The organism is Hydrogenothermus marinus (assembly GCF_003688665.1).
Taxonomy (GTDB): Bacteria; Aquificota; Aquificia; order Aquificales; family Hydrogenothermaceae; genus Hydrogenothermus; species Hydrogenothermus marinus.
The window spans coordinates 193,979-218,967 of sequence record NZ_REFO01000011.1; the positions used below are offsets into that span (position 1 = coordinate 193,979).

The window sequence follows — 24,989 nt, forward strand, 5'->3', positions numbered from 1 at the left end:
AGTTTTCTCCCTTTTTTTATAAACAATGAAATACAGAAAAAAGGGTATTAAGAAAGAACATCATATTATAGAAGATGGAGAGGCTGTACTAAACCAATTAATAAAAGAAGGTTTAGCAGATTCTATAATACCGGGTAGAATAAAAACAACTCCAAAAGGAAGGCCAGGCAAAATAAGACTTACTTATCAGTATGATACACAGTCTGGAGCAAAACTTCTTTTAAAAAAAGGCTCTACAATCCAAGAAGTATTTGTAATTACTAATAATAGAGAAGATTTAAAAAAATTTATAAAAGAAAATTTTGAATAAAAAAATTATCAAATTTTAGCATAAAAAAATTTTTCGTCAAAAAAATTTTTCACTTTAATTTTAAATTTTTTAGAGTTATTATTTTCCTCCAAAAAAACAAAAAAGGGGTGATTTTTAACTTGGATATCTGGGGTGATATTGTCTCTTCAATGGCTCCAAATATAGATAAAAATTCTTTAAAGCTTTTGAAGGGAATACATAAAACAAAATTAGAAAATAATAAATTTAAAATATATACCCCAGATATAGTTTATAGAGACTGGCTTGATTCAAACTATAAAGAAGATATAAAGAAAATACTTTATAGATTAACAGGAAAAAATCTAATTGTTGAAGTAATATCTGAAGAAGAAATCCAATTAAAAAAAGAAAAAAGAAAAATAGAAAAACAGCTTCCAAAAGAAAAATTAGCACAACCAATAAATCTTAATCCTAAATTTACCTTTTCAAATCTTATTATTGGAAATTGTAATAAAGTAGCCTACAAAGCAGCTATAGCAGTAGCAGAAAATCCGGGAAATATTTATAATCCTCTTTTTATATATGGAGATATAGGGCTTGGGAAAACCCATATATTACACGCTACTGCCCACTATATGCTTTCTAAAAATCCAGATGCAAATATTATTTATACTACTGCAGATGCTTTTATGTCAGAACTTATAGCATATATGCAAAAAGGTTCTATCTTAGACTTTAGAAGAAAGTATAAAAATATAGATTTACTACTTATAGATGATGTCCAGTTTTTAGTAAGAAAAGAAAGAACTCAGATTGAGTTGTATTATATATTTAACGCTTTACATCTAATAAGAAAGCAAGTGATTTTATCATCAGATACACCACCTTCAAAACTAAAAGGAATTCAAGGTAGATTGTTAAGTAGATTTGCAAGTGGATTAGTAGTTGAGGTTAAACCACCTGATATTGAAACAAAACTGAAAATAATAAAGAAAAAAGCACAAGAATTTAAAATGGATATTCCTTATGATGTAATGCTTTTTATTGCAAAAACAGTAAACACAAATATAAGGGAACTTGAAGGTTCTTTAACTAAGTTAAAGGCTTATAGTCAAATAATGGAAAGGCCTGTAACCCTTGATATGACAAGAGAAGTCTTAAAAGATATTTTAGAAATAAAGCAGATTGAAGAATTTTCAATAGAAAAAATACAAAAAGAAGTAGCTAATTATTTTGCAGTTAATATAAATGAGATATTAGGCTCTTCAAGAAAGAAAAAAGTAGTAATGGCAAGACAGATAGCTATGTATCTTGCTAGATATTTAACTGATAAATCTTTAAATGAAATATCAAAAGCTTTCAAGAAAAAGGATCATACAACTGTAATAAATGCAATAGAAAAAGTAAAAAAACAGATGGAAAAAGATAGAAAATTTAAATTAACAGTAGAATTTCTAAGAGATAAAATACTTACAAGTTAAAAATTTTTAGATTTAATCCTTTCTTAATTCTAAGTAAAAGAAAAAATAAACAAGTCTTGATATAATAAAAATAAACTAAAAAAATTAAAGGGGTATATAAATGCCAAAATTAGTTTTAGTTAGGCATGGTCAATCTGTTTGGAATTTACAAAACAGATTTACAGGATGGATAGATGTACCATTAACCGAAAAAGGTAAAGAAGAAGCTTACAAAGCAGGAGAACTTTTAAAAGATATAAAATTTGATGTTGCTTATACTTCAATGCTTACAAGAGCACAAGAAACATTAAGAATAATCCTTGAAACAATAGGTCTTTATATTCCTGTAATTAAAGATCAAGCTTTGAATGAAAGACATTATGGAGCACTTCAAGGTTTAAATAAAGATAGAGCAAGAGAAAAATGGGGTAAAGAGATAGTCCATTTATGGAGAAGAAGTTATGATATTCCTCCACCAGAAGGAGAATCTTTAAAAGATACAGCAGCAAGAACAATACCATTTTTAGAAAGAACAATTATGGGAGATATTTTAGATGGAAGAAATGTTTTAGTTTCTGCCCATGGAAACTCATTAAGAAGTATAGTTATGTATATAGAAAATTTATCTCCTGAAGAAATAGTAAAAGTAGAAATTCCAACAGGTACACCAATAGTTTATGAACTTGATGAAAATGGAAAACTTTTGAACAAAGAAATAAGACATTTAGGGGATTAATATGAAATATTTGATAGCGGCAAACTGGAAAATGCATAAAACTTGTGCAGAAACCCTTGATTATTTAGATAAATTTTTACCTTCTGTTAAAGATATTCTAAATGTAGAAATAATGATAGCTCCTCCTTTTACAGCTCTTTCTTCTGCATCTATAAGATTAGATGCAGCTAAAAAAGAAGGAGAGTTTAATGTTAAGTTAGGTGCTCAAAATATGTATTTTGAAGAAAAAGGAGCTTTTACAGGAGAAATATCTCCAATTATGTTAAATGAGCTAAATATTGATTATGTAATACTTGGTCATTCTGAAAGAAGACATATTTTCAAAGAAAAAGATGAACTTATAAATAAGAAGATGTATTCAGCAATAGAGCATGGAATAAGACCTATATTATGTGTCGGAGAAACAATAGAAGAAAGAGAACAAGGAATAACATTAAATGTTATTGAAAATCAAATAAGAAAAGGATTAGCAGGAATAGAAAAAGATATGCCTTATATTGATATAGCTTATGAACCAGTTTGGGCTATTGGTACAGGAAAAACAGCAACTCCTGAACAAGCAGAAGAAGTTCATAGATTTATAAGAAGTTTAATAAATGAGATGTCTAAAGGAAATGATGATAAAACAAGAATATTATATGGTGGAAGTGTTAAACCTGAAAATGCTACTGATTTAATAAAACAAGAAAATATAAATGGTTTTTTAGTAGGTAGTGCAAGTCTTGATCCTGAAAAATTTTATAAAATAATAATAAACTCTTTGGAGGAATAAATTTGGAGCTTTTATATACAATTTTATCTATATTACTTATTATAGATGGGATACTTCTTGTAATTTTAATACTTATGCAAAAAACAAAAGGTGCAGAAATTGGAGCAGTTTTTGGCTCAGGTGCTGCAGCTGCTGTACTTGGAGCAGGAGCATCTAATTTTTTAACAAAACTTACATACTGGCTTGGAGGAATATTTTTAGCTATAGTTTTAACTTTATCTTTAATTGATCATTATAAACATAAACCTAAATTTACAGATATACCAGCTAATTTACCTGTAAAAACAGAAAAAAAATAAAAATTGGTGGTTAAATGAAAAGGGTAGGATGGATAGGACTTGGACATATAGGACTTCCTTTAGTAAAAAATCTTATTAATGCAGGACTTGATGTAAAAGTTTGGAATAGAACCTTAGATAAAGCTAAAAAAAATAATTTACCTTATACTGAAACCTTAGAAGAACTTGTTAATGATAGAGATATTATTATAACTATGCTTTATGATTCAGATTCTGTTTTAGAGGTTTATTCTAAAATAACAAAATTAGATATATTTAATAAAACATTTATAGATATGACAACTATTAAACCAGAAACTGTAAAAAAAATAGCAGAAATGCTTATTCAAAAAAAAGCTAATTTTTTAGAAGCTCCTGTAATAGGTAGTGTTCCTTTAGCAGAAAAAGGAACTTTAACTATATTAGTTAGTGGAGATGAAAATATCTATAAAGATTTAACAGGTATATTTTCAGTATTAGGAAAAGAAATAATCTATGTAGGTGATTATACAATAGCTACATCTTTAAAACTCATAAATAATATGGTTTTGGCATCTTTTTTAACAACTTTAACAGAAGCTTTTGTATCTGCCAAAAAACTAGGAATTGATCCAAAACTTACAATGAAAGTATTAGAAAATGGTGCAGGTAAATCTGCTGTTTTAGAAGCCAAAAAAGAAAAATTATTAAACGAAGATTACTCTACTCATTTTTCTGCGAACTTAATGTTAAAAGATTTAAATTATGCAATAGAGTTAACAAACAAAATTAATACACCTGCAGTATTAACATCTATATCTAAGGAACTTTATAAAGCAGCTAAAGCTAAAGGCTTAGGAGATAGTGATTTTTCTTCAGTATTAGAAGTATTTAAATCATTAGCAAATTTAGAAAATTAAAATTTGTCTTTAAGCTTTTTTGGTTCTTCTACCTCATACTCAACATCTATAAAATCCTTTTCTAATTCTTCTAATTCCTTTTTTGCTTTCCATCTAATATATAGAAAATAAGGGATTGTAATAGCCAATAGAATTAAACCTATAATAAATGCAAATAAAGATAATGTAATACTTACTGCAATTACAATTACTACTACTGCAAATATCCAAAGATATGTAAAAAATCTAAACATAATTTAATCCTTTTTTTATATTGTTATAATTTATAAATATATCTAAAAAATTTTCATATACAAGCAAAAAGGAGGAAATATGAACTATATAGTTATTTATATTACAACGCCTTCTTTAGAAAAAGGACAAGAGATAGCAGATATACTAGTAAAAGAAAAGCTTGCTGCATGTGTAAATGTTATTCCTAATATAAGCTCTACTTATTTTTGGCAAGGAAATATTGAAAAAGATGATGAATCTCTTTTGATAATAAAAACAAGAAAAGATAAATTTGAAAATTTAGAAAAAAGAGTAAAAGAAGTTCATCCTTATTCTGTTCCTGAAATAATAGCTCTACCTATAATTGCTGGTTCTAATGATTATCTAAAATGGATAGATGAATCCTTAGATAGGGATTAAAATAGCTTTCCTATTTTTCTAAAACCAAACATATACAGACTAAAGCTTAAAAGAGATAAAGCTATGAAATAAGGGATTAATGCATCAAGAGGCATACCTTTAAAGAAAATACCTATACTTCCTTGGATATAGTACCTTAAAGGGGATATATAAGATAAATACTGAATAAAAGGGTGCATTGAAGATATTGGAGTCCAGGCTCCACTTAAAAATATCATTGGCATCATTATAAGAACTGAAAGCTGTGCCACCTGAAGAAGATTTTTGGCTATAGATGCAATAAATAAGCCTATTCCTGTCATAGAAAATAAAAATATTAAGGTCAAAATTAAAAAATATATAAAATTACCATTCATTGGAACATTAAAAATCTTAAATAAAACAATACCTACTGATATTAAACTTGCTGAAAAGATTATTACAATTTGAGACAAACTTTTAGCTAAAATTATAAGCTTAGAATCTATAGGCATTAATAACATTAAATCCCAAGTTCCGTTTTCTTTCTCTCTTACAAAAACAACTGCAGATAATATAATACTTAATAAACTTAAAACAGATAAAAACTCAGAAAAAGATATAAATTTTTTTGTATCTGCATTTTGATTAAATAGTTTGTGTATTTTAAGTTCAATAGGAAATTTTAGATTAGAAAACTGACTTACACTATCTTGAATATAAGAAAGAGTAATATAGGCTTGAGCTGCTGCTGTTGAATCAAGCATCACATTAATTTTTGCTTTTCCTGTTTTTATTAGATTTTTTTCAAAATCAGGATCAAAAATTAATCCTACTATTATCTCTCTATTAAAAATAGCTTTTTTCAGTTCTTCCTCAGATTTAAACATTTTTGGTTTTTGAAATTCTGGTTTATGAAGTGTACTTAAAATTTTATTTGATATAACACCTTGAGTATAATCTACATAACCTACAGATATATTTCTTGGTTTTATCTCAAATCCTTCCCCTGCAATATAAACATCTAATGTAAAGGAATATAAAACAAGAAGAACAAGACCCCAATTTCTGAAAAAGGTTAATATCTCTTTAAAAAATATTGTCAAAAATGCTTTCATCTTAATTCCTTCTTCATAAATAAACTACCTAAGGTCAAAAGTAATATTGCATAAAAAATAAGTATCAAAAAATAAAACAGATTTTTATCAGAGCTAAATCCCTGTCCTATCAAAAAAGTATCATAAATAATATGGTTATAATACATAACAGGGAAAATATGTGCTTCAATATATGCTTCTCCTTTTAAGGAAGAAATTGGCATTAAAATTCCAGAATATAAGAAACCTGGGATTATAGTAATAACAATTGTTGCTATTAATGCCACTATCTGAGTTTTTGCTATTACAGAAACTAAAAGGCCAATTGAAAGACTTATAACTATATATATTTCAGAAGTTAGCCAGTAAATAAAAAAACTACCTTTAAATGGTACTTTAAAAAGATAGGTAGCCCATAAAAATAAAATAAAAATATTTATAGAGTGAAGTAAAAAAACAGGAATAAGTTTTGCAATTAAAAATTCAGATTTTTTAACTGAAGATGAATAAAAATTGAAAATAGTACCATTTTCTTTTTCTCTTACTATAAGTAAAGCTGATAATATAGCAGGGGCTATAAGTAAGATAAGTCCTATTAATCCAGGTACTACTGCATTTTCATCTCTCATGGATTGATTAAAAAGATTTCTATTATTTATATCAACAAATTTAAGATTTATATTTTTCTTTATAAAAAAATCTTGGGCTGTTTTAAATAAAACACCTTTGACATAACTTTCTATTGTACTTCCTCTAAATGGAAAAGAAGCATCAACAAAAATACCAATATCTGCTTTTTGACCTTTTAAAACTCTTTTTTCAAAAGAAGGTGGAATAATTATAATTAAATCTACTTTTCCTTTTTTCATATTATTTAAAATTTTATTTTCTGGTAAATATGTAATTTTTGTATCAAAATATTTTGAATGTTGTAAAGCAGATGTAAAATCTATTGATAGTTTTGTTTGATCTTTATCTATTATCACTGTTTTTATATGTTCAACTTGCATTCTAATACCATAACTAAATAAAAGTAGAACCATAGTAGGCATAAGATAAACAAAGATTATAAGCTTTGATCTTACAAGTTCTTTTATCTCTTTTAAAAAGTAAGCTTTTATTACTCCAGTATTCAAATTTTTACCTGCTTTTCTTCATGTATTTTTATAAATATATCTTCAAATGATTTAGCGTCTGAATATTTCTTATAGAGATTTTCAGGTTTATCATCAGCTATTTTTTTCCCTTCTTTCAATAGAATAACCCTATCACAAAAATCTGCTTCGCTCATATAATGGGTAGTAATAAGAACTGATACTCCCCATTTTTCTTTTAACTGATGGATAATCTGCCACATTTGAGCCCTTGCTATAGCATCAACGCCACTTGTAGGCTCATCTAAAAATAAAACAACAGGCTCATGAAGTATTGCAGCAGCTATAGATAATCTTTGATTTATTCCAAGAGGAAGTTCTGTAGGAAGATAATCCAAATACTGTTTAAATTCAAGTTCTTCTGATAATCTATTTATTCTCTTTATAGCTTTTATTGAAGGTATTTGATGTATATTTGCAAAATATATTAGATTTTCTCTAACAGTTAAATCTTTATAAAGGGAAAATTTCTGACTTACATATCCAATTTTGCTTTTAAGATTTAATCTATCTTTATAGCTTTCTATTTTTTTACCAAGTAGCCAAAGCTCTCCTTCATCAATAGGATAAAGTCCAAGTAGCATTTTTATTAAAGTAGTTTTTCCAGCTCCATTTGCTCCAAGAAGTCCTAAAATTTCTCCTTTTTTTAAAACTATGTCTATATGATCATCTGCTATAAAATCACCAAACTTTTTTGTTAAACCTTTTCCTTTTAAAACAATATCAGTATTTTCTAAATATGTATCCTTATTTTCTTTTGCCTCTAAATTTATTTCAGGTATTTTTTTATATTTTTTTAAAGCATAAACAAAAAATACACTTTCAAGATCAGGTTCAGCATGAGGAACATTTAAAGGTTTTAAAGAGTATGTTTTTTTATTAAAGGTAAAACATTCCTCATAACATTTTGTTTCTATATATGTATAATTTTTTACTGATTCTTTTAACTGATTTGCTGTACCTGTTGCTATAATCTGCCCATCTTCAAATAAAAACACTTTATCCATTTTTTCAGCTTCTTGCATATATCCTGTACTTATAATTGCTATTATTCCTTCTTTTTTTCTTATCTCATCTACAATTTCCCAAAGTTCTCTACGGCTTAAAGGATCAACTCCTGTTGTTGGTTCATCAAGGATTAAAAGTTTTGGTTTATGTATTAAAGTACATATTAAAGAGAGTTTTTGTTGCATACCTCCACTTAAATTTTGAGCTTTTCTATCTTGAAACTTATAAAGACCTGCCATTTTTAAAAGTCTTTCTCTATATTCATAATAAGATTTATCTTTTTTTATATTTCTTATTTCTGTAAAAAACTCTAAATGCTCTGATACAGTAAGCTCTGGATATAAAACTAATCCTATACCTTGAGGCATAAAACCTATATATTTTTTTATTTTTTCTGCCTCTTTTGGTGAATGATATTTATATCCTTTATATATAATCTCTCCTTCAAACTTTTTTACTCCTGAGATAGCAAACATTAAAGAGCTTTTTCCAGCACCATCAGGACCTATAAATCCTAAAATTTCACCATTATTTGCTGTAAATGATGCATCTTTTATACCTACCTTTTTCTTATATCTAACTGTTATATTTTTAACTTCTAAATCAGCCATAATTTTTATTCCTAAGGATATAAATTGAGAATAATAAGGTAATGAAGGATGTTCCTATCAATGAAAATATTATTGATAATTCCATACCAAATTTATTCCATATTAAGCCAACAATATAAGCACCTATAGCTCCAAAAACTGCAACTCCACTGTAAAAAATACCATAAACAGAACCTTGATTTTTTGCATTTTTCGCTATAAAAGCCCTATTAGCATTTAAAGATGAAACTGTAAAAAGTCCTAAAAATGCAAAAGCAAACCATGTATAAATAGGCTGTTCTTGTAGTAATAAAAGCTCAGAAATTATTCCAGATATATATGCAAACAAAAGTATTTTTTTAGCCCCATATTTATCAATTGCAAGGCCAAATATATAACTTGTAGCAGTTTGTACTGCAGTTAAAACTACAAATAGTAATGGAATTATAGATATTGATATACCTACTTCTTTTGCTTGAACTGTAAAGAAAGCATCATTAAATATAAAAAATACAAATAAGAAATAAAAAATAAGAAGTTTTACTGTTTCTTTATCTTTTTCTATAAGCTTGAAACTAACTTTTTTTATTTTGTTTACCTTAGGTACATCTTCTACAAAAAAAGCAACTAAAATTACACCAATTATTCCTGGGATAATAGTTAAAAAGAATATATTTCTTATAACCTGTTCTGTTGGTGAAAAATAAAGCAAAATAAAAAAAAGAGTTAATGTACCGCCAAGTTCTCCTCCAATATCAAGAGTTTTATGAAATCCAAAGCTTTTCCCATATTTTTTCTTTTTTGTAAATGAGGAAATCATATAATCTTTTGGTGCAGATCTAATAGCTTTTCCAAGCCTTTCAAAAGCCTTTAAAAAAGCAACAGATTTATAATTATCAGAAAAACCTATTAATGGTTTACTTATTGCAGATATTACATATCCAGCTACAACAAGAGGTTTTACTATACCAAACCTGTCAGCAATATATCCTGATAAAAGTCTAACTGCATAAGAAACAAATGTGGCAACTGCAACTATAATTCCAAGTTTATCCATACTTTGATTTAAAATAACTACTACAAAAATTGGCAGAATAGGATTTATCATTGCCGTAGCAAAATCTGTAAAAAAACTTACTAAGCCAAGAACAACAATATTTCTATTCATAACTCAGGTAGTTCATTTAAGCTTTTTGGTAGTTTTTTTCCATCTAAGGATATAACTCCAGTTGCAGGAAGTCCAAGTTTCAATAAGGGATTTGGTTTTAAAGGTTTTAGTCTAACTGCATAAACCCTTTGGATTCTATCTTCTCTAACTGCGACCTCTTTTGGTGTAAACTCTGCTTTTTTAGCTACTTTTACAACTTTTGCAGGTATTGGTTTATCTGGATATGCATCAAGAAATATTTCTGCTTTATCTCCTATTTTTATCTTTCCATTTTTAATAGTATCAACATACATCTTTAAATAAAGTTCTTTTGGATCAATAGCTGTAAATATAGGCATTCCAGCACCTATTACTTCTCCCTCATTTGCTATTTTGTCAACTATATATCCATTTAGTGGTGCCTTTATTAAAAGCTCATTTAAGACTACTTCTATTTCTCCTTTTTGTGCTTTAAGAGCGTCTATAGCATTTTTTAAAGCTTCTATACTTTTTTTTAGTATTTTTAGATTTTTAAGTCCATTTTTTGCTTGATTTAAATTACTTTCAGCTATCTTTATATTTTCTTCTATCTGTTTTTTCTTATCTAATAATGCAGAAAGTTTGTCTTTGTCTGTTTCAAGTTTAAGTTTTATTTCTTCAAAATTCCTTTTTGGCATTAAATTTTTTTCTGTTAGATTTTTAAATCTTTTATAATCTCTTTTATCTTGCTCTATAATTTTTTTTAAGCTCTCTATATTTTTTTCAAGTTCTGAAAGCATTGCTTTATTTATCTCTATTGATGATTTTGCTTTTTTGATAGTTTCATTTAAATCTTTTTTTGTCATTTTTAACTGAATTTTTTTAGCTTCAAGCTCTTTTTCCTTTGCTTTTATCTGAGCTTCTATTGCTTTTAGTTTTTGTTTATACTCATCATCTTCTATTTCTGCAACTAATTGCCCTTTTTTAATATTATCTGATTCATCTACATATAATTTTTTTATCCTTCCAGGATATTTTGTATTTATATTTACCAAATCTCCATCTATGGTACCTGTTCCCATTACAAGATTTGGTGGAAGTTGCTTTTTATTAAGCTTTTGATAAATAAAGAACACGGCAACTATTAAAAGTGCAATTCCAATTACTGCAGTCCAGTATTTCTTTACTATATTTTTCATTTTTTAAGCCTTTTTTAATTTATTTTTCAAATCTGAGTATATTATTATTAATAATGGAAATACACCTAAAAGTCCATAAAGCCCTGCAACAAAAAAAGTATCTTGTAATCCCCAGCTAAAACTATAAATCTGTTGTAGCTTATAAATAATAATTTTAGATATATAGAATACTTTTTCTGGATTAACTATTTGTGAAAATATTTCTTTCAATCTTTCAAATTCCATTAAAATATATGAATGATTTTGAGTATTATTTATACCTTCGTAATGTTCATACTGATATTTATATAAATTATTTGTAGCTATTGCTGTTCCAAAAGAACCTCCTACAAATCTTGAATAATGAAGAAGTCCTGTACCTAAGGATGTTTTATCTCCTAAATTTCTTAAAGCTAAAGTTGTAATTGGAGCAAAAAACATACCTAAGGAAATACCAAGAGGAATAGTTAATATTGCCGCTTGTACACTTGGAGTAAAATAATTTAGTTTTGGTATTATCCATAAAGAACTTATTAAATATAAAACTGCAGGTATGAAAATCACATATCTTTCTCCTATCTTATCAGATAGTATTCCTGCAATTGGTGAAAATAAAGCTATAAAAACTGCAAAAGCAAGTATATGAAGACCTGCATCTAAGGTTGATAAACCTTTTAATTTTTCAAAATATATTGGAAGAAGATAAAAAATCTGATACATAGAAAATCCAAGCAAGAAAAAGAAAACAGAAATACCAATAGCATACTCTTTTATTTTAAAGATAGAAAAATCTATTAAAGGTTCTTTTGAAACAATTTCTGAAATAAAATATAAAATTAAAGAAAAAATTGCAATAATAGTTAAATAAACAATAATATCAGACATAAACCAGCCAAGCTGTTGGCCTTTTGAAAGTATTATTAAGGTTGTAATTGTAAAAACTGATAAAAAGAAGAAAGATATAAAATTAAGTTTTGCTTTTTCTTTAAATACTGAAGTTTCTGGAAGATAAAATAAAGAAAGAATTATAGTTAAAATTCCAAATGGTAAATTTATAAAAAATACCCATCTCCAGCTTAAATACTCAGTTAAATATCCTCCAAGAGTAGGACCAAGAGAAGGAGCAAAACTTACACCAAGTCCAAAAATTCCCATTGCTAAACCTTTTTTTTCAGGAGGATAAACAGCAAAAAGAATAGTTTGAGCAGTAGCCATAATTAAAGCTTCACCTATACCTTGGAATATTCTTGCTCCAACTATACTTTCAAGGGAGTTTGATATTCCACATGCAAAAGAAAAAAATGTAAAAAGAATAATCCCTGCAATATAAACGTTCCTTAGTCCAAAATTTTTATCAAGCCAATGGGCAAGAATTAACATTGTAGCAGAGGCTATCATATAAGCTGTAATTATCCATTGAGCACCATAAAGATCTGTACTTAAAGGACCTGTTATCTTAGGAATTATAATATCTACTATTGTTGTATCTAAAACAGCCATAAAGGCTCCAGACATAACAATGAATGTTATTAAAAATCTTTCCTTATTTGATATTTTTTCATAAATTGGTTTATTTTCCATTTATTTTCTCTTTATCTCAACTTCTCCACCAAGACCAACTTTTAAAAGGCTAATATCTCCTTTGGTAATTCTTATTTTCACAGGTATTCTTTGGGCTACCTTTGTAAACTCTCCTGCAGTAATATCTCTTGGTACAAGAGCAAATTTTGCTGCAGTTGTTGGATTTATCTCAAAAACTTCACCCTCAAACTTTTTATCAGGATATGCATCTAATGTTATATATGCTTTACTTCCAACTTTAACACCTTTTAGTTTGTTTTCATCAAGTAAAACAAGAATATACAAATTATTTCTTGGAAAGATTGAATAAATAGGTTTTCCTGCAGATACCACTTCTCCGACAGATTTAAACTTTTTAGCAATAATAGCATCAAATGGAGCTTTTAAATCTGTATAAGATATAAGATTTTGTATATCTTTTTTAGTTTCTTTTAAACTTTCTATTTTTTTATTTAATGCTTTTATATTTTCTTCAAGCTCTTTTACCTGGGCTAATTTTACTTTGTTTAGTTTTAGATTATCTTCTAAAATTTTCTTTTTATAATCTAACTGATTAAGTTTTACTTTTAATGAATTTTCTTTAGCATTTAATATTTTTAATTGAGTATTTATTTCCTCAAGGTTTCTTTTAGCAGTTAAATTTTTCTCTACAAGATTTTCATATCTTTTTTTATCCCTTTGAAGTTGTTCTTTCTGTGCTTTTAACTCTTCAATCTGATATTTTATAGCCTTTTTTTCTAAATCTAACTGATTTAGTTCAGTTTGAGCTATATTTATAGCTATGTTTAACTGCTTTTCTATTCTATCTTTTTTTATCTCTAATGCTTTTTTTTCAAATAAAAGATTTTCAATCTCTTTTTCTGTTTTAGATAGTGTTGTTTTATAATCGGTAGGATCAATTTTTGCTAATAATTCTCCTTTTTTTACTTTGTCTCCTTCTTGTTTATACATTTTTATTATTTTTCCTGAAACTCTATTAAAAGCTATATTTGATAGATTATCTGTCTCTACAAAAACTGCATCAGAAATTGCATACTCTATTCTATGTTTTATCCATTTATAAGCAACAAATCCAAAAACTATTAATAAAACTACTAAGATAATAAGAGCAATTTTATTTTTCATTTAAATCTACTCCTACTGCTTTTTCAAGATCAACAAATGCTTTTAATAATTCATAATAAGAAATCATTCTTCCTCTTTTTGCCGCTGTATATGATGATTCTGCATTTAAAAGATCTGTCATATCTGCAAGCTGATTTTCATACTGGCCTTTAACAAGTTTGTAATATTCTTCTGCTTCTTTTAAAGTATTTTCTGCTATATCTAAATTTTTTTGAGCTGTAAGAAAGTTTTCATAAGCAGATTTTACTTGTAGTTTTATATTGTTTTTAAGCTGATTAATTTTTATAACTAATTTTTTTTCTAATTCTTTTGTTTTTAAGCTTGCATAATAAGGTTTTATTCCTTGAAATTCAAGATTTAAAGCTATAGCAAAAATATAATTACCTTTTGGATCAAGATATGGAGATTGATTTGAGTAATTATATTTAGCTTGTGCAACAACTTGCGGATAAAAGCTTGCTTGATTTATTTTATAAAGATATTCTGCTTGTTTTTCTTGTTCTGACAAAGCATTTATTATTTTCCTATTTCTAATTGCTAATTCTTGAAGTTTTTCTAAATTAAGATTTTTTGGAATATTCCACTTTACATGTTCTACTTGGAAATCTTTATTTATATCTTGATTTAATAAATTATTAAGATATGCTTTTGCAATTTTTAGATTACCTTCTGCTTTTTTAATATCTCTTTCAACTTTTGAAAGTTTAACTTTTGCTTGTAATACATCTACTTTTGTTCTTAATCCTTCTTTATATTGTTCTTTTGCTTTTTTGACTGCATAAGAAACTGCCTTTTTTTGAGATTTATATATGTTTAGTGCATCTTCTGCCATTAATACATTAAGATATGCTTTTTCTACTTTTGCTTTTATCTCATTTTCTTGTTCATGATACATATATTTTGACGACTTTATCTGAGATTTTGATATTTTAATCTTATTTATTCTTTGAAAACCTGTAAAAATAGGATAATTAATTCCTATATCAAAATTAGAAAACTGCTTATTAAACTGTTTAAAAGGTGGAGGACTAATACTACCAAAAGATATTGGTATTTGTGTATAAGGTGTATCTTTAAACATAGTATAAGAATAACTTACAAAAAATTGAGGAAACCATAACTGTTTATCTTCTTTTAGTTGGTATTGATTAGCTTTTATATCTTGTTTATACTCTTTTAAGTTTAAGTTTTGATTTAATGCTTTTTGAACTGCTTGATCTATTGTTAATCCATAAGAGGCTATTGGTAAAAATAAAATATATGCTAACTTTTTCATTTTAATCCTCCTAATATTACTTTTATTCCTTTTTTATATTCAGTTAATATCTCTTCTAAAGGTTTATCTTCAATTAAAATTGAAAACTCAAATAATCTTTTTCCAAAACCCATAAATAAATCTGTAATAAGCTCTTTTTCTTTATATTCTTTAAAAAGCTCTAAATAAAACTGAGATATTTTTTTATTTGTCTGTAAGAAGATATTTTTAAATTTTTCATCAATACATAAAAGCTGAAAGAAAAAAATCCTTCCTATATTTTTGTATTTATATAAAAGACTAAATAATTCACTGTTAAATTTCTCTAATTTTTTATCAATAGGAAGATTTAATGATTTATTTTCTTTTATTATATTTTCAATTTGAGCTGTTATAGTTTCAATAATATAAATAAATATATCTTCTTTACTTTTAAAATAAATATAAAAAGTTCCTTGAGCAACACCTGCATCTTTTACAATGTCAGAAACTTTAGTATTAAAAAATCCTTTTTCTGAAAATATTTTTATTGCACTATTTATAAGCCTTTGTTTTGTATCTGACTGACTCATCAGTCATAATTTTAAAAAAGAGAGAAGACAAAGTCAATAGTAATTTTTGTTAAAATAAAAGTTAAAAATTTATTAAGGAATATTAATAATTGATAAAAAAATTAAAGTATTATGGTGAGCTTATAAAGATAGAACATACTATTTTTGCTTTACCTTTTGCTATTGCATCTATCTTTATAGTAGAAAAAGGACTTCCTTCAGTAGATAAACTTTTTTGGATTTTAGTTGCAGTAATTGCAGGAAGAACAGCTGGAATGGCTTTTAATAGGTTTTTTGATCTTCCTTTTGACAAATTAAATCCTCGTTCAAAAAACTGGGCATCTGTTTCTGGTCTTGTTAAGCCTATTGAAATTTTAGTTTTAGCTATTATATCTTCTATAGTTTTGATTTTTTCTGCTTATATGCTTAATAAACTTGCTTTTTATCTTTCACCTATAGCTATACTATTACTTATTATTTATCCCCTTGGAAAAAGATTTACAAACTTTGTTCATCTTATTTTAGGAGCAGTATATTTTATTATACCTATAGCTGTAAGCATTGCTTTAAAAGCATCTGTCGTACCTTCTGCAGTTTTTTTAGGTCTTGCAATGGCTTTTTGGGTTTCTGGATTTGATATTTTTTATTCTCTTCAAGATATTGAGTTTGATAAAAAAGTTGGACTTTATTCTATACCTTCTAAGTTTGGTATAAAAAATGCTATTTTATTTGCAAGATTTTTTCATTTTTTAACTTTAATATTCCTTATTTTAACAGGAATATATGCAGATTTAGGACTTATCTATTATATAGGGCTTTTTATACTTACTTTATTCTTGGTATATGAGCATTCTTTAATAAAAGAAAATGATTTATCAAATATAAATGTTGCTTTTTTTACAATAAATGGTTATGTTAGCATTATTTATATGTTTTTTGTAATATTAGATATTTATTTAAACTGGAGGTTATAAAATGGAAGGTTTTGCAGATGTAATGGAAATAATGCAGGTTTTACCTCACAGATATCCTTTTTTACTTGTTGATAAAATTTTAGAGCTTGATCTTGAAAATTTAAAAATAAAAGCAATAAAGAATGTAACTATTAATGAAGAGTTTTTCAATGGACATTTTCCACATTTTCCTGTAATGCCAGGCGTTTTAATTATAGAAGCAATGGCACAAGTTGGAGCTTATATGATGATAAAAAAAATACAAAAAGAAGGAATAGATGGAGATTATACAGTTTTATTTGCAGGAATAGATAATGCAAAATTTAGAAAACCTGTTAGACCTGGAGATCAAATAATTTTTGAAGTTGAAGGTATAAATATAAAAAAATCAATGGGAAAAATAAAAGGTGTTGCAAAGGTTGATGGACAAGTTGTAGCAGAAGCAACATTAATGGCCGCTTTAAAGAAAGAATAATGTCTATTATAGAAGAAATTATCTTTGCAGGAAAAGTTTTATATCAAGAAAATCTTGTAAACTCTCATGCTGGTAATATCTCTGTAAGGAAAGGAGATAAGATATATATTACAAAAACAGGTGCAATGCTTGGATTTTTAAAAGAAGAAGATATTGTAGAAGTTGACATAAAACCTTCAGAAAAAGATAAAAAAGCATCAACTGAGCTTATAGTACATAGAGCTATATATGAAAAAACAGATGCTAAAGCTATAGTCCATGCCCATCCAGTAAATATGGTAGCTTTATCTTTTAAGATAGATAAATTTATTCCTATAGATAGCGAAGGAAAGCTTTTTATAAAAGAAGTTCCAATTATTGAAGCTAAGGTTCCAAGTGCATCAAAAGAAGTTGCAGAAAAGGTTTCAGATAGTTTAAAAGAATATAATATTGTGGTAGTAAAAACTCATGGTTGTTTTATAAAAGCCGAAAATCTTATAAAGGCTGTAAATCTTGCATCTGATTTAGAGTATTGTGCAAAAATTTTTAGATATGTGAGAAATTTATAAATGGAAGAAGTAGTTTCCATATTTACTGAGTATTTAAAGAGTAATATATATACAGAAATTATTACATTAATTCTTGGGATATTTTCTGTAATATTGTTTTTTCTTTTAAAAAAGCATAGAGATGACTTTAAAAATTGGTACCTTTACGAAGGTATAAAGTTTTTTTATATTTTTTCTTCTTTTTTAGCCTTTCTTTTTTTAGAAATGAAACTAAAAAGCTATATTACTGGCCCTCTATTTAAAAATATATTTATGTTTTTTATTTTTTATCAGATAATAGATCTTATTTTTGAAGTTTTTAAAATAAACAGAAAAAAGCTAAAAAATTTTATAGATTTTCTACTTGGTCTTAATATAGTAATACTTTTTTTCCTTGATTTAATGCATAATTTTTCATTACCTTATGGTAAAAATTACAATTTAATAATATTTCTAAAAATAATAGTGGCTATTCCTTTCTTAATTACATTTTTTTACCTTTCAATGAGAGCAAGTATAAAACTTCCTCTAGAAAATAAAACCTTAAAAAATTTAATAAATAAAATCTTTTATATAACAAATATATTTCTTGCTATATTTACAATTCTTTGGATTACTGGGATATTTAAAATTACTTTTACAATTATTTTAGGATTTGTTGGAATTTCCTTACTTACCATTTTATTTTTAATTACACTATTTTGGGCTAATGACTATATAAATAAAAATTTAAAAGTTATATTAGAAGTTTTTCCTGATTTTAAAAACAGAGTAGATACAGTTTTAGCTATAATATATTTTATTTCCTCTTATTTTTATATACTAGAAGTTTTCAATGTAAAATACATCCACCAAAAACTTAAAAGTTTATATATAGTAAAAACAGATGTTTTATCTATATCTGTATATTCTTTAATAGAAGCCATTATTTTTTATTTATTTATTTTAAATCTAATAATACTTTTAAAAGTATTTATAAGATATTTACAATTTAAAAAGAAAGGAGAGTTTGAGCCTTCTCCTATAGAAGCTGTAATTTATAATTTTGGAATATTATTAGCATCTATAATTGCTTTATCTATGCTTGGTATAACTTGGAAAGTTTTACTTCCTATTATTGGTGCTTTAGGCATAGGTGCAGGATTTGGTCTTCAATCTATTATTAATAACTATATAAGTGGTTTTATAATGATTTTTAATCGTAAAGTAGAAATAGGAGATGTAGTAGAAATAAAAGGAAATGCAGGAGATTTTGTAGGCAACCCTCAAGAATTAATTTTTGGTATTGTTACAGATATTGGAGTTATAAATACTGTAATAAAAACAGTAGATGGAATAAGTGTAGCAATACCAAATTCAAGATTTGTTTCAGATAATATTATAAATTATACATTAGAAAATAATTACGTAAGAATGAGAATTCCATTTAAAATACCTTATGATGCACCAAATAAAAAAGTTGAAGAGATACTCCTTTCTTCTGTTGAAGATTTTAAAAATTTTTTATCAAAATATAATAAACCTCAAGTATGGTTTTTTGAAATGAAAGATTATTATAATGAATATGTACTTGTTATATGGATAGATGCGAGAAACTGGAAAAGAATAATATGGTTAAAAAGTGAAATATATAAAAAAGCTTGGGAAAAGTTTGAAGAAGAAGGAATAGAAATTCCAGTTACAACTATTGAGATAATTAAATCATATTTAGAAAAGCATAAAAATTCAGATAAGACTTGAAAAAAGTTTTTTTCAGTAACATAATAGTTAGTTAAGATTAACTAATAGGAGGTTTTAAATGGCTAAAGTTGTAATAGTTGGTGCTGGGTTTGCAGGCCATTACGGTGCTTTAATTCTTCAAGATGAACTAAAAAAAATAGGTGGTAATCATGAAATTACTGTTATAAGCAGAGTTCCTAAATTTACCTATATTCCTTCTCTTGTATGGGTTGGAATAAATCTTATGAAAGCAGAAAAAACTCAGTTTGATCTAAAACCTGTTTATGACAAATTAGGAATAAACTTTATTCATGGAAAAGTAACAGAAGTATGGCCAGATAATAAGTATGTAAATGTTGAGCTTCCTGATGGCAAAACTCAAAAAGTAGATTATGATTTCTTACTTATGGCAACTGGTCCTTATCTTAACTTTGAAGCTACAGAAGGACTTGGTCCTGAAAATGGTTATACCCAATCTATATGTTCTCCTCCTCATGCAACAGAAGCTGCAGCGAATTATTTAGAACTTGTTGCAAGATTAGAGAAGGGAGATAAAGCTACTGTAGTTGTTGGTACAGGACATGGAACTGCTACATGTCAAGGTGCTGCATTTGAGTATATATGTAATATTTGTAATGATTTAGTAGATAGAGGTTTAAGAGATAAAGTAAGATTAATATGGCTTTCAAATGAACCAAGACTTGGAGACTTTGGAATTGATGGACTTGAAGCAAAAAGAGGTTCTTTAATTTTTACATCTGAAATGATGGCAGAAGGCCTTTTTGCAGACTATGGAATAGAATATCAAATTCGCTCCCATGTGCATAAAGTAGATAATAAAAAAATATATACAGAAAATTTAGATGGTGAATTTAAAGAAATAGAATATGATTTTGCTATGTTAATACCTCCATTTAAAGGTCAACCTATAAAATGGTTTGATAAAGATGGAAATGATATTACAAACAAAGTATGTAATCCTGCCGGATTTGTTAAAGTTGATGCAAATTATGGAAAAAGTTGGGAAGAATTAGATGGTCCTGATTGGCCTAAAACATATCAATCACCAGTTTATGAAAATATATTTGCCGCTGGTATAGCGTTTGCTCCTCCTGGACCATTGTCTGAACCAAATAAATCTCCAAATGGTACTTTAATAGGACCTGCACCTCCAAGAACAGGATATACTGCAGAACTTTCAGGAAAAGCAGCAGCATTAAATATTGCAGAAATGATAAAAGGAAATAAACCTACTCATCATGCATCTATGGCAGAAACTCCAGGGCTTTGTATTGCATCAATGAAGAAACATGTATTTGGTGGAGAAGCTGCTACAATTGCAATCTATCCAGTAGCAAGAGATTATACAAAATACCCTGAATATGGTAGAGATTTAGATAGCTGTACAGCAGAAATTGGTATGGCAGGAGCTTGGTTTAAATATGCCCTTCATTATGCTTTCTTATATAAACTTCAAGCAAAACCTTTCTGGAAATTAATACCATAAAAGGAGGATTAAAAATTGAGACATAAAAAAACTGAAAAAAGAGCAACATTTAGATTCTCAGATAAAGATAGAAAAAGAAGAAAAAGTTATTTCTATCAATTTTTTAGAGCAATTATACTTGGATTAAAATTCTGGAGTCTTGTAAGAAAAGTTCATTAAAGTTTTTATAAAAGAGGTCTTTTGGCCTCTTTTTATTATATTAAAAAATTTCCTTGCTTAATTTTGTGAAAATGCTTTTCTTCTAAAATGAAGCTATAAATCCTGTAAATAAAGTTTTTAATTATACTAATCCTTTCATAATATTAATTATCAAAATTTAATTGAAATTCTTGTAATAGATTTTATATCAGGATATAGATAAAAACTAAAAAAGAAATTTTAAATAATATTAGTATTACTTTAAAAAAAACCTACCGACTAAGTCGGTAGGTTCAGTTTAATTAATGACCATATCCACCTTTTGCTGAAACTTTACCTTTAAATACTTTATAAACATAGGTAGTATAACCAATAACTATAGGTAAGAATATTAAAGTAGATACAAGCATTATAGTTAATGTCAAATCAGAAGAAGATGAGTTCCAGATAGTTAAATTATATTTTTCATCAATTGTAGATCTGATAAATACTGGATAACTTGCTAAAGCAATTGTTAAAACAGTACCTGTTATTGTAATTGATGATGCATAAATAACTTTATCATATTTTTCGTCAACTACAAGCCATTTAAAGTATAAAAACACTCCAATTATCATTAAGATAGGAGCTATCCAGAATAATGGATAATCAAAAAAGTTATTAAAAAGTTCAGATTTTAAAGCAATTATAAAGAAATCTGCAACTGCAACACTTACTACATATCCAACAAATCCTATAATTGCTGCTTTCTTTGCAAATTCAAAAGCTTTTCCTTCTGTTTTAATTAAAAGATAAGCTACTCCATGGATTAAAAACATAAATACAGATACAAATCCCATTAATATAGGAATAGGTTTTAAAAGAGTAAATAAATTACCATAAAAAACACCTTTCTCATCAATAGGAATACCTATTACTGCATTTCCAACTGCAACACCAAATAAGAATGCAGGTACAATATTTCCTATCCAATAAGCAATATCCCACCATTTTTTCCAAGTTGGTGAATCTTTTTTATTTCTGTATTCAAAAGCAACTGCTCTTAATATTAAAGCCCATAAAACTAAAAACATTGCTAAATAAAAAGCACTAAAAGATACTGCATAAACTATAGGGAATGCTGCAAAAAGCATTCCACCACCAGCAATAAGCCAAACCTCATTACCATCCCAAACAGGAGCAATAGCATTCATATTTGTAAGTCTTATTTCTTCATCTTTTGTAAAGATATGTAATATCCCACTTCCTAAATCAAAGCCATCAGTTAAAGAATATCCAACAAGGAAAATGCCAGCAAGTAAAAACCAAATACCATTTAATGTTGTAATTAATTCCATTGGCATCTTATCTTCCCTCCTTGTTTATTTGAGAAAATGCAGTAGAAACACCCACATTACCTGCCGCATTAGTATTATAATCAGGGCTTGAAGGGGATAAGTTAGGACCTTTATTTATAGCTCTAACCATAGCATACACAAAAACTATAAATAGAATTGTATAAATAATAGTAAATACAGTTAAAGATAAAGCTACATTAGCAGCTGGTACAGGAGATACTGCATCAGCAGTTTTTAATATTCCATAAACAATCCAAGGTTGTCTTCCAACTTCTGTTGAGATCCAGCCAAGCTCACTTGCAATATATGGTAAAGGTATAGAAAGTACTAAAATCCATAAGAAACCTTTACTGTTATATAAAGTTCCTCTTTTGAGTTTCCAAAGAGCAATTAAAACTATTAATGCAAATAAAAATCCAAGATATACCATTAAGTGGAAAGTTGTGAATACTAAAGCAATAGAAGGTAAATCTTCATATTTAATATTTAAAGCATGAGCTTTTATTTTAGCCTCAACTAATTGATCTTGAAGTTTTTGCTTTTCTTCAGGATTTGTTGCTTGAGCTAATTTTTCTTTTATAACAGGAATTTTAGATTCATATTCTTTAGCTTTTTCTTGATACTCTTTTACTAAATCATCAATTCCTTTAACTTCAGCATTTGGATCATGATAAGAAAGAATACTTAATAAATAAGGTATTTTTATTATCATTCTACTTTGATGATGTTCTTGATCTATTACTCCAAATAAATCAAGAGATGCTCCTTTTTCTGTTTGGAATTTACCTTCAAACATTGCAAGTTTTAAAGGTTGATGATGAGCTACTAAATATCCGTGTAAATCTCCAAATAATATTTGAATAAGAGATGCTATTGTAGTAAATATTAAAGCTATTTTTAATCCTACTTTAGCAAATTCAACATGTCTTTTTTTAATAAGGTAAAAAGCCATTACACCCATTACAAAAAATCCTGCAGTAATAAAACCAGCATCTACAGTATGTAAAAATCTAATCCAAGTTGTATGATTCCATGCTGCAGCTAAAAAGTCTGTTAATTCTGCTTTAATTCCTTGAGGAGATTCTACTAATCTATAACCTTCTGGAGTTTGTTGCCAAGAGTTTGCAATAAGTATCCATAGCGCAGACAAAGATCCTCCTATTGCTACCATCCAAGCAGAAAAAGCATGTACTTTATCAGAAACTCTTCCTTTACCAAATAAGAATAACCCTATAAAAGTTGACTCTAAGAAGAAAGCAGTTAACCCTTCTAAAGCAAGTGGAGCTCCAAAAATATCTCCAACAAGTTTTGAATATTCAGACCAGTTTGTACCAAACTCAAATTCCATTGTAAGACCACTTGCAACCCCTACTGCAAAGTTAATAGCAAAAAGCTTCATAAGGAACATAGCAAGATCTGAATAAACCTGTTTCTTGGTTTTAAGGTATAAAGTCTCAATAATAGCAATGAGAATACCTAAACCAAGAGTTAATGGAACATAAATGAAATGAAAGAATGCTGTAGCGCCAAACTGCCATCTGGCAAGCGTTAGAGCGTCTAAATCCATTTTTCAACCTCCTCAGTTGGTTAATATTAACTTAACTATAAATTATTTATCCATAATTTGAATATGTCAATACCTTTTTTCCCCATAAAGACTGTATTTTGAAGAAAAGTAAAATGGCATAAATTTAAAGTTTTAAAAATAATACAATTTATAAATTTAATAATATTTAAGGAGAAAGAAAAATGCAAGATTTAATTTATATTTATAAGTCTAATGTTGATACAATAGAAAATTTTTTATTAGAAACATTTTCAAATATTGGTAGTTTATCTATACACGAAGAGAAAAATTTTAAGAAGTTATTCAAAATTTTTTTATCTCTTGAATTAGTCTATGTATGTGATGAAAAAACTTTAATACAGATATCTCCAAATATATATAGAAAAAAAGTAGTGAAGTCAGCTATGGGAAAAAATAGAAGATACCTGATTGATAAACTAAACTTTAATGAAAATGATATTGCTATCTCACAGCCTTATATTAGTAGTGCAACAGGAAATATATGTATTACTATTGCAAAAAAAGAAAGCGGTAAGATTTATTTCTTTGACTTTAATCTCTTCATTCTTTTGCAAAAATTGGGTTTAATTGAGACACAACGGGAATTTAACTATATAAATAGAGGCTTTTATCTGTTTTCTTCTTCTATATTAATAATTCTATCTTTTTTTATAGTAGGTTATGCACTTTTTTCTTTTATTGACTCTTTATTATCTCAAAAAATTTCAATTGAAACAATATTTAAACCAATTATTGCTTTAACCTTAGGAATCGCAATTTATGATTTAACAAAAACTATTTTAGAGGAAGAAATATTTTTCAAGAACTACTCAAGAAATCAAATAGAAGTCAAAGTTTTAACTAAATTTGCATAGCATTGTTAATAGAATCTCTTATGATGATTTTTAAAGTAGCATTACATAGTATTGACCAAATGATCTATCCTTTTTACTTGATTAGTGGTATTTCACTTTTAATAGTAGCATTAGGAATTTTTATATATTTTTCCAAAAAATGAACAAAAAAATATTTATCAAATGTATTATTTCATATTTCATAAATGATATAATAATTTCCGAGAATCCTTATTATTA

Annotated in this window: 26 protein-coding genes; 14 read left to right on the forward strand and 12 right to left on the reverse strand. The window is 26.9% G+C overall.

Annotated features, from left to right (window positions below; all coding sequences use genetic code 11):
• Nucleotides 1-25: 25 nt before the first annotated feature.
• The 6 genes from CLV39_RS04005 (at nucleotide 26) to CLV39_RS04030 (ending at nucleotide 4,416) form a co-directional block, all read left to right on the forward strand.
• A complete protein-coding gene (locus tag CLV39_RS04005; RefSeq protein ID WP_121922950.1) occupies nucleotides 26-310 on the forward strand; it encodes a DUF2103 domain-containing protein in 285 nt (94 codons plus the stop codon).
• A 119-nt stretch (nucleotides 311-429) separates the two neighbouring features.
• Nucleotides 430-1,752 (forward strand): chromosomal replication initiator protein DnaA, encoded by a 1,323-nt coding sequence (gene dnaA / locus CLV39_RS04010; RefSeq protein WP_121922951.1) that lies wholly within the window; start codon nucleotides 430-432, stop codon nucleotides 1,750-1,752.
• Nucleotides 1,753-1,852: 100 nt separating this feature from the next.
• The gene (locus tag CLV39_RS04015; RefSeq protein ID WP_121922952.1) at nucleotides 1,853-2,467 is read left to right on the forward strand and encodes a 2,3-bisphosphoglycerate-dependent phosphoglycerate mutase; all 615 of its coding nucleotides are present in this window, start codon (nucleotides 1,853-1,855) and stop codon (nucleotides 2,465-2,467) included.
• Between the two features lies 1 nt (nucleotide 2,468).
• Entirely contained in the window at nucleotides 2,469-3,239 is a 771-nt protein-coding gene (tpiA, locus tag CLV39_RS04020; RefSeq protein WP_121922953.1) for a triose-phosphate isomerase, read from the forward strand.
• A 2-nt stretch (nucleotides 3,240-3,241) separates the two neighbouring features.
• Nucleotides 3,242-3,538 carry a preprotein translocase subunit SecG gene (gene secG / locus CLV39_RS04025; RefSeq protein WP_121922954.1) on the forward strand — a complete coding sequence of 99 codons (297 nt, stop codon included), beginning with the start codon at nucleotides 3,242-3,244 and terminating at the stop codon, nucleotides 3,536-3,538.
• Nucleotides 3,539-3,552: 14 nt separating this feature from the next.
• Entirely contained in the window at nucleotides 3,553-4,416 is an 864-nt protein-coding gene (locus tag CLV39_RS04030; protein ID WP_121922955.1) for an NAD(P)-dependent oxidoreductase, read from the forward strand.
• Here CLV39_RS04030 and CLV39_RS04035 read toward each other — a convergent pair.
• Complete coding sequence (locus CLV39_RS04035; protein WP_121922956.1) at nucleotides 4,413-4,649, reverse strand: hypothetical protein; 237 nt, start codon at nucleotides 4,647-4,649, stop codon at nucleotides 4,413-4,415. The two genes, CLV39_RS04030 and CLV39_RS04035, sit on opposite strands and share 4 nt — an antisense overlap.
• A gap of 79 nt (nucleotides 4,650-4,728) precedes the next feature.
• On the opposite strand from CLV39_RS04035, the gene cutA reads away from it, so the two are divergent.
• Nucleotides 4,729-5,049: a divalent-cation tolerance protein CutA gene (gene cutA / locus CLV39_RS04040; protein ID WP_121922957.1), complete on the forward strand. Its 321-nt coding sequence runs from the start codon at nucleotides 4,729-4,731 to the stop codon at nucleotides 5,047-5,049.
• Here cutA and CLV39_RS04045 read toward each other — a convergent pair.
• The 9 genes from CLV39_RS04045 to CLV39_RS04085 are packed head-to-tail and all read right to left on the reverse strand — an operon-like array spanning nucleotide 5,046 to nucleotide 15,693.
• A complete protein-coding gene (locus tag CLV39_RS04045; protein ID WP_121922958.1) occupies nucleotides 5,046-6,125 on the reverse strand; it encodes an ABC transporter permease in 1,080 nt (359 codons plus the stop codon). The genes cutA and CLV39_RS04045 overlap by 4 nt on opposite strands.
• On the reverse strand, nucleotides 6,122-7,240 hold the full coding sequence (locus tag CLV39_RS04050; protein ID WP_121922959.1) for an ABC transporter permease: 1,119 nt from the start codon (nucleotides 7,238-7,240) through the stop codon (nucleotides 6,122-6,124). Before CLV39_RS04050 ends, CLV39_RS04045 begins: the two co-directional genes overlap by 4 nt.
• A complete protein-coding gene (locus CLV39_RS04055; RefSeq protein WP_121922960.1) occupies nucleotides 7,237-8,877 on the reverse strand; it encodes an ATP-binding cassette domain-containing protein in 1,641 nt (546 codons plus the stop codon). The genes CLV39_RS04050 and CLV39_RS04055 overlap by 4 nt, the downstream gene beginning before the upstream one ends.
• A complete protein-coding gene (locus CLV39_RS04060) occupies nucleotides 8,870-10,024 on the reverse strand; it encodes an MFS transporter (RefSeq protein ID WP_121922961.1) in 1,155 nt (384 codons plus the stop codon). The genes CLV39_RS04055 and CLV39_RS04060 overlap by 8 nt, the downstream gene beginning before the upstream one ends.
• Nucleotides 10,021-11,181: an HlyD family secretion protein gene (locus tag CLV39_RS04065; RefSeq protein WP_121922962.1), complete on the reverse strand. Its 1,161-nt coding sequence runs from the start codon at nucleotides 11,179-11,181 to the stop codon at nucleotides 10,021-10,023. The genes CLV39_RS04060 and CLV39_RS04065 overlap by 4 nt, the downstream gene beginning before the upstream one ends.
• A 3-nt stretch (nucleotides 11,182-11,184) precedes the next feature.
• Nucleotides 11,185-12,741 carry a DHA2 family efflux MFS transporter permease subunit gene (locus tag CLV39_RS04070; RefSeq protein ID WP_121922963.1) on the reverse strand — a complete coding sequence of 519 codons (1,557 nt, stop codon included), beginning with the start codon at nucleotides 12,739-12,741 and terminating at the stop codon, nucleotides 11,185-11,187.
• Nucleotides 12,742-13,866, reverse strand: a complete 1,125-nt coding sequence (locus tag CLV39_RS04075) for an HlyD family secretion protein (protein ID WP_121922964.1) — start codon at nucleotides 13,864-13,866, stop codon at nucleotides 12,742-12,744.
• Nucleotides 13,856-15,142, reverse strand: a complete 1,287-nt coding sequence (locus tag CLV39_RS04080) for a TolC family protein (protein ID WP_121922965.1) — start codon at nucleotides 15,140-15,142, stop codon at nucleotides 13,856-13,858. Before CLV39_RS04080 ends, CLV39_RS04075 begins: the two co-directional genes overlap by 11 nt.
• Nucleotides 15,139-15,693, reverse strand: a complete 555-nt coding sequence (locus CLV39_RS04085) for a TetR/AcrR family transcriptional regulator (protein ID WP_121922966.1) — start codon at nucleotides 15,691-15,693, stop codon at nucleotides 15,139-15,141. The genes CLV39_RS04080 and CLV39_RS04085 overlap by 4 nt, the downstream gene beginning before the upstream one ends.
• Before the next feature lie 89 nt (nucleotides 15,694-15,782).
• Between CLV39_RS04085 and CLV39_RS04090 the strand changes: the two genes are divergently transcribed.
• From CLV39_RS04090 to CLV39_RS08590, 6 genes are read left to right on the forward strand one after another with little or no spacing between them, the layout of a single operon-like run.
• Nucleotides 15,783-16,646 (forward strand): UbiA-like polyprenyltransferase, encoded by an 864-nt coding sequence (locus CLV39_RS04090; RefSeq protein ID WP_121922967.1) that lies wholly within the window; start codon nucleotides 15,783-15,785, stop codon nucleotides 16,644-16,646.
• Between the two features lies 1 nt (nucleotide 16,647).
• Nucleotides 16,648-17,100, forward strand: coding sequence for a 3-hydroxyacyl-ACP dehydratase FabZ (gene fabZ, locus CLV39_RS04095; RefSeq protein WP_121922968.1), 453 nt, complete (start codon nucleotides 16,648-16,650; stop codon nucleotides 17,098-17,100).
• Nucleotides 17,100-17,648 carry a class II aldolase/adducin family protein gene (locus CLV39_RS04100; protein WP_245960302.1) on the forward strand — a complete coding sequence of 183 codons (549 nt, stop codon included), beginning with the start codon at nucleotides 17,100-17,102 and terminating at the stop codon, nucleotides 17,646-17,648. The genes fabZ and CLV39_RS04100 overlap by 1 nt, the downstream gene beginning before the upstream one ends.
• On the forward strand, nucleotides 17,649-19,367 hold the full coding sequence (locus CLV39_RS04105; protein ID WP_121922970.1) for a mechanosensitive ion channel family protein: 1,719 nt from the start codon (nucleotides 17,649-17,651) through the stop codon (nucleotides 19,365-19,367). It abuts the gene before it with no gap.
• Between the two features lie 58 nt (nucleotides 19,368-19,425).
• Nucleotides 19,426-20,853: an NAD(P)/FAD-dependent oxidoreductase gene (locus tag CLV39_RS04110; RefSeq protein ID WP_121922971.1), complete on the forward strand. Its 1,428-nt coding sequence runs from the start codon at nucleotides 19,426-19,428 to the stop codon at nucleotides 20,851-20,853.
• Between the two features lie 15 nt (nucleotides 20,854-20,868).
• Entirely contained in the window at nucleotides 20,869-21,012 is a 144-nt protein-coding gene (locus CLV39_RS08590) for a hypothetical protein (protein ID WP_170145603.1), read from the forward strand.
• A 281-nt stretch (nucleotides 21,013-21,293) separates the two neighbouring features.
• Here CLV39_RS08590 and cydB read toward each other — a convergent pair whose 3' ends face one another.
• Together cydB and CLV39_RS04120 are read right to left on the reverse strand one after the other, a co-directional pair.
• Nucleotides 21,294-22,334, reverse strand: a complete 1,041-nt coding sequence (cydB, locus tag CLV39_RS04115; protein WP_121922972.1) for a cytochrome d ubiquinol oxidase subunit II — start codon at nucleotides 22,332-22,334, stop codon at nucleotides 21,294-21,296.
• 1 nt (nucleotide 22,335) lies between these two features.
• A complete protein-coding gene (locus CLV39_RS04120) occupies nucleotides 22,336-23,895 on the reverse strand; it encodes a cytochrome ubiquinol oxidase subunit I (RefSeq protein ID WP_121922973.1) in 1,560 nt (519 codons plus the stop codon).
• A 182-nt stretch (nucleotides 23,896-24,077) separates the two neighbouring features.
• On the opposite strand from CLV39_RS04120, the gene CLV39_RS04125 reads away from it, so the two are divergent.
• Nucleotides 24,078-24,770 (forward strand): PDC sensor domain-containing protein, encoded by a 693-nt coding sequence (locus tag CLV39_RS04125; protein WP_211325051.1) that lies wholly within the window; start codon nucleotides 24,078-24,080, stop codon nucleotides 24,768-24,770.
• Nucleotides 24,771-24,989: the final 219 nt, after the last annotated feature.